Annotated in this window: 13 protein-coding genes; 3 read left to right on the forward strand and 10 right to left on the reverse strand. The window is 56.6% G+C overall.

Annotation, left to right across the window (positions count from 1 at the left end):
- Positions 1 to 16: 16 nt before the first annotated feature.
- Complete coding sequence (locus FJE54_RS02645; protein ID WP_139651208.1) at positions 17 to 1471, reverse strand: uracil-xanthine permease family protein; 1455 nt, start codon at positions 1469 to 1471, stop codon at positions 17 to 19.
- 73 nt (positions 1472 to 1544) lie between these two features.
- A complete protein-coding gene (locus FJE54_RS02650) occupies positions 1545 to 2132 on the reverse strand; it encodes a xanthine phosphoribosyltransferase (RefSeq protein WP_255467183.1) in 588 nt (195 codons plus the stop codon).
- 112 nt (positions 2133 to 2244) lie between these two features.
- Between FJE54_RS02650 and FJE54_RS02655 the strand changes: the two genes are divergently transcribed.
- A complete protein-coding gene (locus tag FJE54_RS02655; RefSeq protein WP_139651210.1) occupies positions 2245 to 4299 on the forward strand; it encodes a DUF2207 domain-containing protein in 2055 nt (684 codons plus the stop codon).
- A gap of 41 nt (positions 4300 to 4340) precedes the next feature.
- On the opposite strand, the gene FJE54_RS02660 is transcribed toward FJE54_RS02655, so the two are convergent.
- The 5 genes from FJE54_RS02660 to FJE54_RS02680 form a co-directional block, all read right to left on the reverse strand.
- Positions 4341 to 5678 carry a glycoside hydrolase family 30 protein gene (locus tag FJE54_RS02660; RefSeq protein ID WP_139651211.1) on the reverse strand — a complete coding sequence of 446 codons (1338 nt, stop codon included), beginning with the start codon at positions 5676 to 5678 and terminating at the stop codon, positions 4341 to 4343.
- Between the two features lie 44 nt (positions 5679 to 5722).
- A complete protein-coding gene (locus tag FJE54_RS02665) occupies positions 5723 to 7252 on the reverse strand; it encodes an MDR family MFS transporter (protein WP_255467184.1) in 1530 nt (509 codons plus the stop codon).
- 111 nt (positions 7253 to 7363) lie between these two features.
- Positions 7364 to 9025 carry a bifunctional metallophosphatase/5'-nucleotidase gene (locus FJE54_RS02670; RefSeq protein ID WP_180326517.1) on the reverse strand — a complete coding sequence of 554 codons (1662 nt, stop codon included), beginning with the start codon at positions 9023 to 9025 and terminating at the stop codon, positions 7364 to 7366.
- A 242-nt stretch (positions 9026 to 9267) separates the two neighbouring features.
- Positions 9268 to 9612: a DMT family transporter gene (locus FJE54_RS02675; protein WP_305001581.1), complete on the reverse strand. Its 345-nt coding sequence runs from the start codon at positions 9610 to 9612 to the stop codon at positions 9268 to 9270.
- 173 nt (positions 9613 to 9785) lie between these two features.
- Positions 9786 to 10214 carry a universal stress protein gene (locus FJE54_RS02680; RefSeq protein ID WP_139651214.1) on the reverse strand — a complete coding sequence of 143 codons (429 nt, stop codon included), beginning with the start codon at positions 10212 to 10214 and terminating at the stop codon, positions 9786 to 9788.
- A gap of 214 nt (positions 10215 to 10428) precedes the next feature.
- Here FJE54_RS02680 and FJE54_RS02685 point away from each other — a divergent pair, with 214 nt between their 5' ends.
- Complete coding sequence (locus tag FJE54_RS02685; protein WP_139651215.1) at positions 10429 to 10872, forward strand: MarR family winged helix-turn-helix transcriptional regulator; 444 nt, start codon at positions 10429 to 10431, stop codon at positions 10870 to 10872.
- Between the two features lie 232 nt (positions 10873 to 11104).
- On the opposite strand, the gene FJE54_RS02690 is transcribed toward FJE54_RS02685, so the two are convergent.
- Positions 11105 to 12271 carry an iron-containing alcohol dehydrogenase gene (locus tag FJE54_RS02690; protein ID WP_139651216.1) on the reverse strand — a complete coding sequence of 389 codons (1167 nt, stop codon included), beginning with the start codon at positions 12269 to 12271 and terminating at the stop codon, positions 11105 to 11107.
- 259 nt (positions 12272 to 12530) lie between these two features.
- Here FJE54_RS02690 and FJE54_RS02695 point away from each other — a divergent pair, with 259 nt between their 5' ends.
- A complete protein-coding gene (locus FJE54_RS02695) occupies positions 12531 to 13448 on the forward strand; it encodes a MerR family transcriptional regulator (protein ID WP_180326518.1) in 918 nt (305 codons plus the stop codon).
- A gap of 141 nt (positions 13449 to 13589) precedes the next feature.
- Here the strand turns inward: FJE54_RS02695 and FJE54_RS02700 are convergent, their stop codons facing one another.
- Entirely contained in the window at positions 13590 to 13874 is a 285-nt protein-coding gene (locus FJE54_RS02700) for a ferredoxin family protein (RefSeq protein ID WP_139651218.1), read from the reverse strand.
- Positions 13871 to 15163, reverse strand: coding sequence for an FAD-dependent oxidoreductase (locus FJE54_RS02705; RefSeq protein WP_139651219.1), 1293 nt, complete (start codon positions 15161 to 15163; stop codon positions 13871 to 13873). Before FJE54_RS02705 ends, FJE54_RS02700 begins: the two co-directional genes overlap by 4 nt.
- Positions 15164 to 15197 lie beyond the last annotated feature (34 nt).

Raw genomic sequence — 15197 nt, forward strand, 5'->3', positions numbered from 1 at the left:
GGTTGATTATACGCAATTATGCATCGACAGGCACTGCCGTCGAAGGCTCGTCGGAAGACGCATCGCGCGAAACAGCGGTTTCGCCGCGAGACGCAGATGCGGAAGGCTTTTGGGTGCCCACCTGCACACCAAGCGCGGCTTCACCTCCCACAAGAGGCCCTTCGATCTTCGCATCCTTGGGCAGCACGAGGTTGGAAATCACCGCCACAAGGAACACGACGGCTACGCAGTTTTGCGCAAACACGCTCTGCACGACTTCGGGGAAGATCGTGAAGATGGACGACACCTGCGTGAACCCGATGCCCACCGCAAGCGACAACGCCGCAATGAGAATGTTGCGCTGCGTGAATCCGGCGCGCGCGATCATCTGAAACCCGCTCACGATGATATTGCCGAACATCATGATGGTGCAACCGCCGAGCACAGCATCCGGTAGCGAAGAGAACGCGACGCTGATGACCGGCAGAAACGCAGCGAGCACGAGAATCGCCGCCCCGGTGGCGATAGCGCGGCGGTTCACCACTTTCGTCATGGCAACCAAGCCGACGTTCTGAGAAAACGAGGTGATGGGAAGGCATCCGAAGCACGCGGAAAGCGAGCTCACAAAACCGTCGCACGCAAGGGAACCCGATAGTTCGCGTTCCTTGACCTCGCGATTCAGACCTACCATGGTGAGCGCCGAGGTGTCTCCGATGGTTTCGGTGGCGGACACGAGGAAGATGAGCGTCACCGAGATGATCGCACCGATGTTGAATTCGGGAGCAAACGGCATGAGCGCAGGCAAAGCGAACGGCTGCACCTCGGCAAACCCGCCGAAATCGACCTGACCCATGAACACGGCGAGCGCATAGCCGATCACGAGCCCAAACAGCACTGAAAGCTGCTTGGTCTTGCCCTTCGCAAGCACCTGAAACACGATGCACGACACGAGCGCAACCGTACCGAGAATGAGATTTTCGGGCGAGCCGAAATCGGACGCCGCAGCATCGCCTCCGCCAAACGAGGTGGCACCCACCCCCAAAAGCGAAAATCCGATCGAGGTAACCACCACCGCCGCAACGATGGGCGAGATGATGCGCCTCCAGTACTTCGCGAACAAGCCGAGAAAGCCCTCGATGATTCCGCCGACAAGGATCGCGCCAATGGCCACGTTGTAGCCGTAAGTTGCGCTGATGGAACAGAGCACCGTCACGAACGTGAAGCTGACACCCATGACGATGGGCAGCCCCGAGCCGATGCGACCGAGCGGAAACAACTGGATGAGCGTCCCGATGCCGGCAATAAGCATGGCGCTTTGGATCAGCGTGCCCGTATCGGCACCGGAAAGACCCGCCGCCCCGGCAACGATGACGATCGGAGCAAGGTTCGCCACGAACATGGCGAGCACGTGCTGGATGCCATAGGGAACCGAGCGCAGAATCGGCACAGGAGCATCAAGTTTGAACAGGTTTTCAGTGGGAAACGCTTTCACGCATCGGCCTCTCTCCCAGGTGCGGCACGCACAAAGCCCCCGGGCTTTTCGGCCGAACGCAGGTTTTTGTACGTTATCGGAATACGATGGTGCCCGTTGCCGGATCCATATTGTCTACGATGGCGAGCGATTCGAGACGAAACCCACGTTCGCGCAGCGAGGCACCGCCCGGTTGGAAGCCTTTTTCGATGGCTATGCCGATGCCCTCGATGGCCGCACCCGCATGCTGGCAGATATCGATGAGTCCGTCGAGCGCGCATCCGTTTGCCAGAAAATCGTCGATGATGAGCACGTGATCGTCACACCCGATGTACTTCTTGGAAACGATTACGTCGAAGATGCGTCCGTGGGTATACGATTGGATGCGGGTCACGTACATATCGCCCTCGAGGTTGATGCTCTGAGCCTTTTTGGCGAACACGACCGGTACCCCGAAATGCCGCGCGACCACGCATGCGATGCCGATACCCGAAGCCTCGATCGTGAGGATCTTAGTAATGAGCGCATCGGAAAACAGCCGCTTGAACTCAGCGCCGCATGCATCGAGTAAATCGATGTCGAGCTGATGGTTCAGAAAACTGTCGACCTTCAGAACGCCTTCGTCCTTCACTATTCCATCGCGCCTGATGCGATCCTCTAAAAGCTTCAAAGCAGCCTCCATACCCCAACCATGATGATCCAAAGTGTACCCGAAGCTCGAACACCAACCAAGTACATGAACGAAAAAAGAGGTGCTTCCTTTATACTGGTTTGAGCTCAGGAAAGGGAATATCATGCAAACTACCGGCAATGCCGCCAACCCGCCGATATCAACGCGGTTTCGCATCCAGCGTCCGATCGCACTGCTCGCTCTCGTCTGCATGCTTGCGTGCGTCTGCACGATAGTATACGCGCTCGCAGCAGCCCCCTCAGCTTGGGCGAAAAGTTACGACATGCCGAAAACGACGATCGACGCCGTGCTCGACGACAACGGCACGCTTAACGTAACCGAAACCCGATCGTTCAAGTTCAACGGCGATTTCACCTGCGTATGGTGGGAGTTCGACTCGTTTGGATCCAACGCCGACATGACGGTGCAATCGGTCACGCTCGAACAGAGCGGAACCACGCGCACTCTCGCGAAAACCGATTTCGTAACCAGCTGGCGTTATGAGGGCGGACCTGGCGGATACGCCTACGCGGTCGATGAGGTGTACGACAGCGTGTACGTGTTTTTCCAGGCAGCGCATGAGACCGTATCGGTGACGCTGAACTACCGCGTCGAGGGCATGGTGACGAAATACTCCGACGTCGGCGAACTCTACTGGAAGTTCGTCGGATCGGAGTGGGCCGAGCCGTCGCGCGACGTGCAGATGACGCTTCATCTGCCCCAACCGAGTGGAGCAAACCCCGTAGCCGGCGAAGATATCCGCGCATGGGGCCACGGCCCGCTTGACGGAGATGTCGCGTTCGGCGACGAGGGCACCGTGACCTTCACGGTGCCGCGCATCGATTCGGGGGCCTACGCCGAAGCACGCGTGCTCTTTCCCGCTTCATGGCTTGCAGCGGATGCCAACGTTGACTCCTGGAACTTCCCCGCGCTGAACTCCATCGTGAAGGAAGAGACGAAGCAGGCAGACGAAGCAAACCGGCAGCGGGCGGCTACCAACGCACTCTACATCGGGTTCTTCAGCACCTGCGCGGTTTTCCTCGTTATCTGTCTCATCCTGTTCTTCCGCTTCGGCCGTGAGCACAAAACGACGTTCTCAGAGCAGTATTGGCGCGATGCGCCCGATAGGCAGGTTCACCCGCTCGTCGTCAAGTACGTCGAAAGCTGGGGTTCGATCACAACCAACGATTTCGCAACCGAGCTCATGCATCTCACCGCAACCGGAGCCGTCTACTTGGGCACTGGTGCCTACACGAAACCCGCGACGAGCATTCCCGAAACGTTCAAGTCGATCGGCGCTATGCTGTTCGGCGAGCAAGCCATGCAGCAGCGCATGTCGCAAGGCGGCCTTGTCACCGTGGAGGATTACTACCTTGCCCGACTCCCGAAAGCGAACGAGGTAACGAGCCCGATCGATCGCGCAGCGCTCGATCTCTTGTTCAACCAGATCGGTGGTGGAGCCGATTCCCTTTGGTTCGACTCGATCGATCTGTACGCCGAACGCAACAAGGAGTCCGCCGTAAGCGGGTTCAAGCGATGGGTCGAGGTGGTCAAGACGGAAGCGGCTGCAGGGCACTTCATTGAGAAGCCGGGCAAGGCGCTTGGACGCGTGCTCAAAGCGCTCTCGTGGATCATTGGTTTGGCGGGCTTGTTCCTGGGCTCTATGAACCCCGTGTTCTACATCGGAACAGCAGTTGCCATCGGTGCGAACATCCTTGTGATCAGATTCATGCCCCGACGCAGCAAAGCGGGTGCAGAACTGCACGCAAAAGCCGAAGCCCTGGAAAACTGGCTGAAGGATTTTACGCTTTTGAACGAGCGCCTTCCGATGGACGTGAAGGTATGGGGCGAGTTCATGGTGTACGCGACCCTTTTCGGCATCGCCGACAAGGTGATGAGCGAGTTGCGCGTCACCCTGCCCGACGTGTATCGGGAGGCAACGGGGAGTGCATCGACGGCGAGCGGCTCGAACTGGGGCCTCTGGGTCTCCGACACCCATAGCGTCGGGGGATCGGTTTCAAGCCTTGATGCAGGCTCGGCCTTCGATGCGTTCAGGAGTACCGTATCGTCTTCGTTCACCACCTCGAGCAGCAGCGGAAGCGGGGGCGGGGGCGGCTTCTCCAGCGGGGCGGAAGCAGCGGTGGCGGGGCGGAGGTGGCGGCGGGGCGGTGCACGGTAAAGCGGCCGACGCCCGCTCCCCGCGTCCACGGCGCGTGCGTGTTAGAAGCTTCCTTCTGTCCAGCACAGCGTCGCGATGCTGTGGGGTGCTAGCGAGACATCGGCCACGCGGTCACCCTCGCAGAGGACGAAGCACTGCTCTGCATCGGTTTTATTGAGCGCAACAACCACCCGTCCGCCATCGGGGTTCGCAAACCCGGTGCACTCGATACGGTCATTGCACCGCGAAACAAGGAACCGTCGTGCGCCGCGGCTTATGAAGCTCGAGAAATGCCCAAGATACCAGAAGGATCGGTTGACAATGAGCTCGCCTTGCTCGCGATCGTACATGAGCGGTGCTTCGCAGAAGTTGCCCACATGGTTTGGACCTCCCTGCTCGTCGAGCAGCACGTTCCAGTCGATGTAGCCGTGTGCACCGGCATTGAGTGTACCGATCACATCGTGGGCGTACTGTTCGGCTTTGCGCTCCTGCGTCGACTCGCGGTCGCGCGTATACTCCACACACCCCTCGGTTAACAGGAACTCCTTCTCGGGGTACGCGGCAATCGTTGCCGCAAGCGCCTCGAAATGATCGCCCGAATACCAATGGAATGCCACGCCGTCCACTACCTCGTGCACTGCGGGATCGGCGAGCGTCTCGTCCACGCGCTCCACGATGCGATCTTTGTTGTGATCCCAGATGAGAATGCGCACGCCGCCCAGCCCCGCTGCATCGAGCGCAGGCCGCAAGTGATCCGCTGCGAACTCCGCCTCCTCTTGGGCAGTGAACAAACACGACTCCCATGTTTGGCGCGCCATCGGCTCGTTTTGCACGGTGACCCGCGAGATCGCGATGCCTTCCTGAGCGTATTCGGCAACGTAGCGAGCGATTATCGCAGCCCATCGATCGTAGTACTTTCGACGGAGCCTTCCCCCGAACGCCATCGTATGCGAAGACTTCATGAACGCAGGCGGACTCCAGGGCGAAGCGATAAGCTCGATCGCGGGATCGAGCGCCAGGGCGCATCGGATGAACGGGATAAGAAGCTCGCGATCGCGCTCGATCGAGAACGACGCAAGCTCCGTGTCGCGCTTATCGGACACGTACGCGTAGCTTCCGAGCGAAAAGTCGCAGCTCTGGATGTGGGTACGGCACAGCGTGTAGGCGTTTCCCTCGCGTCCGAAACACAAACGCAGAAACCGATCCTGCACCTCGGGCGGCATGAGCGCAAACGTATACGCAGCCGATTCCGTGAGCGCCGCACCGAACCCCGCGATGCGCTGGTAGGTTTTCTGCGGATACACCTTCACGAGATCCATTTCAGCACGAGGATCACGCCGCGATGGCAGCTCGGTGCGCCGCATGGCGGTTTCGGTATCGGTCGTATAGCGCTCGATCATAGCGGCATCCTTCTAAGCGACAGCGTCCCCGCCGAAAACGGCGATCAGCGGGCTTCGGCATCGATTGATCCGGTACCAGTATGATCGACTTTTGTGGCCAAAGGATGTTGCTTCAAGAACAGCATGATGATCGCACCTGCGAGCAAAAGCGGAATCATGTACACGAAGATGGGAATGAGCGCATCGTTGTACGACGCCTTGATACCTTCCTGCAACGTTGATGAGAGACCATGGACGAATTCGGGTGTGATCGTATCGACGTCGATGTGCTGCGAAGCAGGAATATTCTTCGCAAGTTCGGTCGCTAAGCGCGAGGTGAACACTGCGCCGACGAGGGAAGCGCCGAGCGTCGAGCCGATCTGACGGAAGAAGTTGTTAGCCGCCGTGGCCGTGCCGACGATTTCGCCGGGGAACTCGTTCTGCACGACGAGGACGAGGATCTGCTGGCCGAGCCCGATGCCGAAACCGAGCACGAACAACGACACCCCTGTTATAACGAGCGGCGTCGCGGGGGCGAGCTGTGAGAGCAGGAAGAACCCGCCCGCCATCACGAGGCAACCCGCAATGGGCATCCACTTGTACTTACCCGTCTTTGATGCCAGAAAGCCCGTCGTGATGGCCATGAGCATGGCGCCGCCCATCATCGGCACGGTCATGAGACCTGCTTGTTCGGGCAAAAGCCCGTCGACGATCTGGAAATAGGTGGGAAGGTAAGTGGTCGTCCCCATCATGCCGAGCATGATGAGCAGGCCCGTCACGGTACAGAGCACGAAGTTGCGGTTTTTGAAGAGATAGAGCGGAATGATCGGCTCCTTTGCAAACCGCTCGGCGAACACGAAAATGACCGCTGCAACCACGCACGCAATAGCAAGCCCGATGATGACCGGCGAATCCCACGCATACGTGTCGCCGCCCCACGAGGTGAGCAGCACAAGCGAGGAAACCGAGATGACCATGAACGCCATGCCCGCAACATCGATCGACAGCTTGCCTTCGTGGGGATTCGGCTTCGGAAGGAATTTAGCCGCAGCTGCAATGGCGAGCAGAGCGAGCGGAACGTTGAATCCGAACAGCCATCGCCACCCCGTTACCTGGACGAACCAGCCGCCCAGAAGCGGACCGATCACCGTAGACAGAGCGAACACCGATCCCATCACGCCCATGTACTTGCCGCGCTCGCGCGGGGGTATCACGTCGGCGATAGACGCCTGCGAAAGGATGATGAGTCCGCCTCCGCCAAGGCCCTCGATGGCTCGACCGAGGATGAGACCGTCCATCGATGTCACGAACCCGCAGGTGATCGATCCAGCCACAAAGATGCCGAGCGCAGAAATGAGCAGGTATTTCCTGCCGATGATATCGCCGAGCTTGCCGTAAATGGGCATCATGATGGTGGCTGCAAGCACATAGGCGGTCGTCACCCATTCCATATGGTCGACCCCGCCGAGGTCGCCGACGATGGTCGGCAACGCGGTTGCTGTAACCGTTTCCGAAAGCGAGCTCACGAACATCGCGAGCAGAAGACCGGCGAAAATAGCGGCTATATCGCGCTTATGTTTTTGAGCTGCATCCACGGCTGAATCTCCTTGGTCGGTGATGCCAAGGAGTATCCACCCGTATGCAGCCGCTCAACCCGTTTGTTGCCGAGAGACACCGAACCGTAATCGTTGATTTCTCTGCACCGATTATTCGACGGCGATCAGCACGCGCTCCTTCGGCTGCGCGTACGCCTCGCCGATCACGCCTTCGAGCTCGGTTCGCACGAAGTTTACCAGGGCGTCGGTATCGGTATAGCCCGTTATGTAGCCCGTCTTCTCATACGCTTCCGCAGCCGCATAATACGTATCGCCGCCCGACGTGATGAAGCTCGATGCCGCAATCACGTATTCGTCTTCAAGCGAGAAGCCCCTGCCGCCCACATCGTCGATGGTAATGCGCGACCCGGGTGTCATCGGTGCGAAATACGTCGAATCGGGATACTGCTCGCCGTTTTCGTACGGCGTGATCGTATCGATCCGATAGGCAATACCTGCTACCTGGGGGAATCCGCCCGTAGCCTCGGGGAGGCTGAACGTTGCCGCTTCAAGGATTTCAAGCAGTTCCGAGCCTTTGAGCGTAACCACGTTGAGGCTGTTGTTGTACGGGAACACCGTCGTGAGCGTTTCCATGCTGATATCACCGATGCCTATGGAAGCCCGGATGCTGCCACCGTTCACGATGGCCCCGTCAACGGCTTGATCGCTCGCCTGCTGAGCCTGCCAGAGCATCGCATCGGCAGCGAAATCGCCGAGGTTCGTCTCCTGCGTGCGCACACCAGGATCGCGCTCTCCGTCGAGCGCAACCTCCGTAGTGCCGATGGTTTGCGAAAGCTGGGCCTTCACCTCGTCGTGCGTTTTCACGACGAGTTCCTCGGTAGCCGCATCGCTCCCCTCGTACGATCCGTACTCGACCATGTGCTCTGAAAAGGAGTTATTCTCGTACAGCACAACGCCGATATTTTCAGTATGGCATCCTGTGCTTACGAGCAGCGAGCCGTTAACGGTTTCGTTCACCACCTTGTGGTCATGCCCGTCGATGAACACATCGATGCCCTCGGTGTTCTCAAGCACGTCGATCGAACGATTCGGCGCCGTGGCACCAACACTGCCCAAATGCCCAAGGCACACGATCACGGTGCACCCCTGCGCCTTAAGCTCGTCAACCTGATCTTGCGCACATCGGTATAGGTCTTCGCCCGCAGCAAATGAAAGGCCCGCGACGTTCTTGGGACTCGATTTCGTCTGCGTCTCGGGGGTGGCAAGGCCGAACACACCGACCTTGAGCCCGTCACCCATATCGAATACAGCCTGATCCTGCGCGAATGACTCCCCCGTTGCATCGATAGTGATGTTTGCCGCGAGAACAGGAAACTTCGCCCTGGCAATAAGCTTTTCGAGATTGTCGGCACCCCAATCGAATTCGTGATTGCCGATCGACATGGCATCGTATCCTGCCGTATTCATGAAATCGATGGCCGCTTCGCCTTCGGAAAGATTCACGAGTACGTTGTCCTGAATGGCATCGCCGTCATCGAACAGCAGCACTTCGTAGCCCTGCGCTTCGTAATCTTTTTTCAACTGGGCAACCGCCGCCATTCCCAAAGCACCGGGAGTTGAGTCGGTCGGCTCTGCCGCCATGTCGTAGCCATGGGTATCGTTCGTATGGATGATGGCGAGCTTGGCAGCCGCTTCGGGCTCCTGATCAGGCGCCGGCTTTTGTGCGGCACAGCCGGCAATCGGAAGCATCGCCCCTGCAAGCGCGAAAGCACATACGAAAGCGAGTAGCTTTTTCGACAGGTTTCGTTTCATGCCTACCATCCCTCGCACCCTTCTCCCGAAACACCGCACTTCGGCGCCAACGCCGCCGATTTCGCAACTGGCACCTGCCAAGTGCATCAGCTTCTAGCGTATACGGTTACATTATCTCACGGTTACATGGAGAGAAGCGCGCGCTTCGACAAACGTCTCGCAACGATCGCGTCTGCACTTCGGCCGAGCCGCGCACAAGCGGCTCGGCCCGCAAAGGCAACCACGAAACGCTTCGGTAGCCGTTATTCGTGCGTTGTCAGATTGAGTCCGATGATGCCCGCACCGATGAGCAGGATGCAGACGATCTTCACGGCGCTTGCAGGCTCTTTTAAAAACACGATTCCGAGGATCGCCGCACCGACGATGCCGATACCCGTCCAAACTGCGTACCCCACGCTCAAAGGCAGCGTTTTGAGCGCGTGGGCCAGAAGGCCGAAGCTGATAATCATGCCGATGATCGTAAGGATGCTCGGCATGAGCTTAGAGAATCCGTCCGAAAGTTTCAGCTGATACGCCCAAAACGTCTCGAACAAGCCAGCGATGATCAAGATAACCCAGTTCATTGTTCTCACCCAAACTAAAAGCATGCGCCGTCCCCTATCTTCTAAGGCCTAACGATAGGGGAGCACATGCTTGGTTTCCTGGTCTACCCGGCGGCAGAGTATGTCATGATCATGCGATTGTACGGTATTAGGTATTAACCTACCAGAGTGTCCGCCAAAACTGCACAGATCGGTTTGATCGAAGCTCAGCTTAGAGGTTACTTCGCAACGAGCACGGGAATCTCGGATGCGTGGAAAACCTTGTAGCTCACGCTTCCCATGTACTCCTTGAGCCCCGACAAACCGCGATTACCGAGCACGATAAGGTCGTACTCGCCGCCATTCGCCAGCTTGAGCAATTCGGTTGCAGGAGCGGTACCCGTAAGCAAAAGCGTGTTCGCCCGCTCGCCTAGTGAAGCGATCTTGTCGTCGATGGCGTACAGCGTTTCCTTGCCATCCTCCATCATCATATCGATGATGTCCTTCAAATTGGAAACCTGCGACTCATTGAGAAGCGGTATGGGCACGATATTGACGATATCAAGGCTGGTTTCCTCATTGGGAAGCGCAATGCCGATCGCCAAATCGAGCGCCTTCTCGGACAGTTCGGAACCATCGTATGCCACCAGAATCTTATTGAGAGCCATACGTTTCCTTTCTTCGCGGCCAGCGGTAATACGCTGCAAAGAGCCGATCGCGACCCGCATACTGTAGCGCATAGCATCAGTATACCCCGTTCAGGGCAACATAAACCAACGACACAGCTACGGTTTCTGGATTAATAAATAAGCCCTTGCATACTTTTGTTACGTAAACTATTCTCTAATTGATAGACGTAGCGCAAACGCGAAAGGAGCCTTCATGCACCCCAATCCGACCGACTCGACTCAGCGACAGCTGCTGAGAAGTCTTTCGTCTTTCAGCATAAGGCTCAAGTTCGTCGAGCGGCAGAGTTTCTTGGGCATGTCAGGGCGCCAACTGCTCCTTCTTGCTTCGCTGTGCTCGTTTGACCACAGCCCGACGCTCACTGAGCTTTCCGAGGCAAACGGGGCGTCGCACCAGAACATCAAACAGATTCTCCTCAAGCTTGAGAAGTCCGGACACATCAAGCTGCTCGCCCACGAAACCGACAGCCGCGCGCTTTTAGTCGAGCCGACCGAAAAAGGGCTCGAATTCTCGGAGCTTTACGAAGCCAAGATGGATCAATTCGTTGCGCAGCTCTTCGACACCATACCGGAAGAAGACGTCGAAACGTGTCAAAGAGTCGTTGAGCATTTGCGAGAGGGCCTCAACGAATTGCTCTGACGATTCGCGTCCAGCATACTTTGAATAGCACACATGTCCTGATCATGGAGCAAAGTAGGTGCTTTTCGGGCTAGCACACTATGCTGGAACTTCTTTTCAGCGCCTCGACAAACGGTTCGACGAGCTGCTCGTTTTTTCCACGCAGCCACAGTGCACCAACATCGAATCTCGCATTCGCCTCGTTCTCAAGCGGGATGAAGCGCAGTTCGTCGATTTGCTTGTCTCAGAAGAGCTACCAGCTTTCCCTCAAAATCCCGACGATCTCGTCGTGGTTGAGCACCTTGTAGCCGCCCTCCATGACAAACGATCCCTCGGCAATGCCGTCGAGCATGTCTTCGGTCACGCCGAGTTCGGCTATGCTCATCACAAGGCCGATCTCGCGCATCCAAGTTTCCATGCGCTCGATGCCCTCGGATGCCACCTCCTCGTCGGATCTGCCGGCGGCATCGACGTCCCACACGACTTCGGCGAACCGCACGAACCTTGCTAAACCGTAGGGCATGATGTGGCGATAATACGCCGACGAGATAGCCGAAAGCGTCATGCCGTGCGTCGCGTCGGTGTACGCGCCGATGGACTGGCCGATCATGTGCACCATCCAATCGGTTTCTTTGCCCTTGGCGATAAGCGTGTTGAGCGCCCAGGTTGCCGCCCACATGATGTTGCTGCGCGCTTCGTAATCGCGCTCGTTTTCGACGGCGATGCGCGAGCTGTGTACGAGCGAGCGCATGAGCCCTTCGCTCAGATAATCCGAGATATTGTCATCGGTTCCCGAGAAGTACTGCTCGAGAATGTGCGACATCACATCGAAGATGCCTGCAACCATTTGATAGCGCGGCACGGTGAAGGTGAGTTCGGGATTTAGGATCGAGAACTTCGGGAACACGTTGTCGCCGAACACATGGCCGATCTTCTGCTTGGTTGCATGATTGGTAATGACCGAGCCGCCGTTCATCTCCGACCCGGTACCCGCCATGGTGAGCACGCAGCCTACGGGAATGATATCGTTGTCCACATCCTCCATGCGCACGTAATACTTCTCCCATGGGTCCTCATCGCAATAGGCAGACACCGAAACCGCCTTGGCATAGTCGCATACCGATCCGCCGCCGACAGCCAAAATCAGGTCGACGTCGTTACCCCGTGCGATCTCACATCCCCCGTAGAGCTTTTCGACGGTCGGATTCGGCATGACGCCCGCGTCTTCGAACACGTTCTTGCCCGCGTCCTCGAGCATCGCGATAACTTCTTCGTACAGGCCGATCTCCTTGATCGATCCCCCTCCGTAGACGAGCTGCACGTTGTCGCCGTATTTCGGCAGTTCTTCTTTGAGCGCTTCAAGTGAGTCTTTTCCAAAATGCAAGCGTGTGGGATTCGAATAGGTAAAGGTTCCGAGCATGGTTTTCTCCGATCGGTTCTCGTTGCATGGGCGATGGCTCGCAGCCAAAGCGTTTTCATAGTTTGCAGCGTAACCGCTGGAGCGCACTCCAAGTCAAGAGCTTCCGTCCTCTTTTTTCCAAACAGGCATGTGCTGGAAACCGTAGGAATAACTCATGCTGTTTTTCCAGGGCTAAGGACTCATCGCGTCCTATGCAAGAGCCCCTTACAGTATAATTAAGGTAGGGGATTTAAGCTCGCACATGGTGTTGGGGGTCTTTATGATGAGCCGCAAAGAGTATAAAATCGGAAGAATCTCTGAACTGACCGGTCTCACTTCCGAAGCACTGCGCTACTACGAACATGAGGGGATAGTATCTCCGAAGAAATCGTCAACTTCGGGATATCGCATGTACAGCGCCTGGGATCTCCACATCCTCATCAGAACACGCGCGTATCGTCGTTACGGATTTACGCTTGCAGAAATCGTCCGAGCTCTTGATCAGATGGATGTTTCGGAAATAACAGAGCTGCTTCATGACAAAGAAATCGAGCTTAAGCACAGCATCGAAGAACAGCTTCTTCTTTTGGAGCAGATGCAACATGATCGACTTGCCATTATTGATGCAAATACCAATATTGGAAAATACCGCATCGAGAACAGTCCTGCTTTGCACTTAATCGAAACACAGGAAAGCTACGACATAATGGATAGCAAGCTTGATTTGTATCGAACATGGATCAACATGGTACCATTTGCCTCATCGGGTGGAATTTTCGAAGCCATCAACGGCAATAAACTCCGTTACGGACTGATCGTTGAGGACGATAGCATTTGCGATCCACGCGATGCCCTCTTCATCGACACTATTTCAATTCCTGCCAAAAAATGCCTTACAACGTTTTTTAGATCGGGATCGGAAAAAGAGCTCTGCATCGATATGTTCAAACCTGCTTTCGAGTTCATGGAAAACAAGGGTTTGAAGCTTACCGGAGATCCGTTTGCACGAGCGGTGCTTATGACGCGCGATGACAGAGGAGAGTATCACAGCCTGTATCAAGGATGGGTTCCCTTCGAAGGAGACTGCGAGTATTGCTCTCCCCCGCCACCCCCGAAAACCAAAGGCAGCGCTACTGCACCGTCGTGCATAGATCCGAATGCGATCCGATTTCCTAAAACAGAAGACCACATTGAATAGCGTGCATGGTTTGTCGTTTCGTCGCCATAGAATGCCCCTATATCAAAAAGCTTAAAGGCCTGCCTCAATGTGAGACAGGCCTTTTATGGCTGGTTGTGCGATTCTCGCTTCGGCCAGCACGCTGCTTCTCGGCCTCACCGTTTAGCCCCAGCGATATTCGATACCCATCGTGCCCTGTGGGTACTCCCACTTTTCAATGATTGTTTTTCCGCAGATCAAGCGGCACGTACCGCATTCTAGGCACCCCGCGTAATCGAACAGCATCTCTCCCGCGTCACCGTACTTGTACAGCGCCGCAGGACAAGCGAGGACCAGTTTGTCGAACTCACTTTTCGAGGGGTTCTCAACAAGTTCGATGTGGGCGTTCTCCTCGTCGACGTGGAACTTGTCGACGGAGAGCTTCGCATCAACGTTAACGGTGCTCATAGCGATTTCACCATCCCCATCATCTCCTTGGCAACTGTCATAAGGCCGATTTCCTTTACCGGCCGCATCAGTTTCCTCCTGATAGGTTCGACAGGTTGCCCGTCGACCACGAACAGGGCGGTCATCATATCCCTTACCATCTCCGGATAGCCTTTGAACAGGTGCTTGGTCGACTCCATTGTGTGGGGAAACTTTTGAAACTGCTCCAAATCCTTCATCACAAAGCTGTTCTTGAGCAGTTCTATATAGGAATCCAACCCGTTTTTGGATACATCGCTCGCATCGAGAGCTTTTGAAGCCGCTTGACCCGCCATTTCACCTGAAGCTATGGCGAAATCGATGCCGCGAACCGAATACCCCAGGTTTATGCACAGCATAGCCGCATCGCCGGTGACAAGCACGCCGTCGCCCACGAGCTTCGGAATCATACGATAGCCGCCCTCGGGTACGAGGTGCCCCGAATACTCGATCACCTTGCCGTCTTTCACAAGCGGACGCACGGCCTCGTGGTTCTTGAAATCTTCGAGCATCTGATACACCGGCGTTTCAGCCGTAATGAGGTCCGACAGCGTAGCGACGATACCGAGCGAAATCGAGTTTTTGTTCGTGTAGAGAAAGCCGCCGCCTACATGGCCATGCGTCGAGTCGCCCGCAAACAGCCACGAGGCGCCTTCGCCCGGATTGCAGTTGAATCGATCCTCGATAACGTTTGCCGGAAGTTCGATGACCTCTTTCGCGCCGACCGCCATTTCAACAAGCTGCGGCTCTTCGGCAAGGCCGATCTTCTGCGCCAGAAGCGAATTGCATCCGTCGGCAACGATGGTCACCCGAGCTTCAAGCTCGTCGTCGCCCGCCTTCACACCGCGCACTTTCCCATCGCGTACGATCAGCTCATCGACGCGGATGCCGTAGACGAAATTGGCACCTGCGTTTTCCGCCTGCTCGGCCAACCAAGGATTGAACTGCGCATGCAGCACACTGTAGGCGTCTTTGCCCTCTTGGCCGAGATTCTTCCCCGTAAAATCGATGGTGAAATTGGAATCGGGAGCAAGAAACGAAATCTTTTCATGGGTGATCTTGCGTTCCAGCGGTGCATTCTGCTCGAAATCGGGAAACGCCTTTTTGAGGGAGTGCGCATAGATGCGTCCCCCTGTCATATTCTTGGAACCGGCAAAATTCCCCCGCTCGATTACCAGCACGGACTTGCCCGCTTTGGCAAGCGTGTAGGCCGCAACGGATCCGGCGCATCCGGCACCGACGACTATCGCGTCGAAAGCATCATCGGACATAACCCTACTCCTCTCCTCGTATAAAGGGCACCCG

It is taken from the genome of Raoultibacter phocaeensis (assembly GCF_901411515.1).
GTDB classification, from domain to species: Bacteria; Actinomycetota; Coriobacteriia; order Coriobacteriales; family Eggerthellaceae; genus Raoultibacter; species Raoultibacter phocaeensis.

Coding starts and splice junctions, on each gene's coding strand:
- FJE54_RS02700 (WP_139651218.1), bottom strand. CDS start 13,874: ATGAGCACCGTTAACGTTGATGCGAAGCTCTCCGTCGACAAGTTCCAC.
- FJE54_RS02670 (WP_180326517.1), bottom strand. CDS start 9,025: ATGAAACGAAACCTGTCGAAAAAGCTACTCGCTTTCGTATGTGCTTTC.
- FJE54_RS02695 (WP_180326518.1), top strand. CDS start 12,531: ATGATGAGCCGCAAAGAGTATAAAATCGGAAGAATCTCTGAACTGACC.
- FJE54_RS02680 (WP_139651214.1), bottom strand. CDS start 10,214: ATGGCTCTCAATAAGATTCTGGTGGCATACGATGGTTCCGAACTGTCC.
- FJE54_RS02685 (WP_139651215.1), top strand. CDS start 10,429: ATGCACCCCAATCCGACCGACTCGACTCAGCGACAGCTGCTGAGAAGT.
- FJE54_RS02650 (WP_255467183.1), bottom strand. CDS start 2,132: ATGGAGGCTGCTTTGAAGCTTTTAGAGGATCGCATCAGGCGCGATGGA.
- FJE54_RS02655 (WP_139651210.1), top strand. CDS start 2,245: ATGCAAACTACCGGCAATGCCGCCAACCCGCCGATATCAACGCGGTTT.
- FJE54_RS02675 (WP_305001581.1), bottom strand. CDS start 9,612: ATGCTTTTAGTTTGGGTGAGAACAATGAACTGGGTTATCTTGATCATC.
- FJE54_RS02705 (WP_139651219.1), bottom strand. CDS start 15,163: ATGTCCGATGATGCTTTCGACGCGATAGTCGTCGGTGCCGGATGCGCC.
- FJE54_RS02660 (WP_139651211.1), bottom strand. CDS start 5,678: ATGATCGAGCGCTATACGACCGATACCGAAACCGCCATGCGGCGCACC.
- FJE54_RS02690 (WP_139651216.1), bottom strand. CDS start 12,271: ATGCTCGGAACCTTTACCTATTCGAATCCCACACGCTTGCATTTTGGA.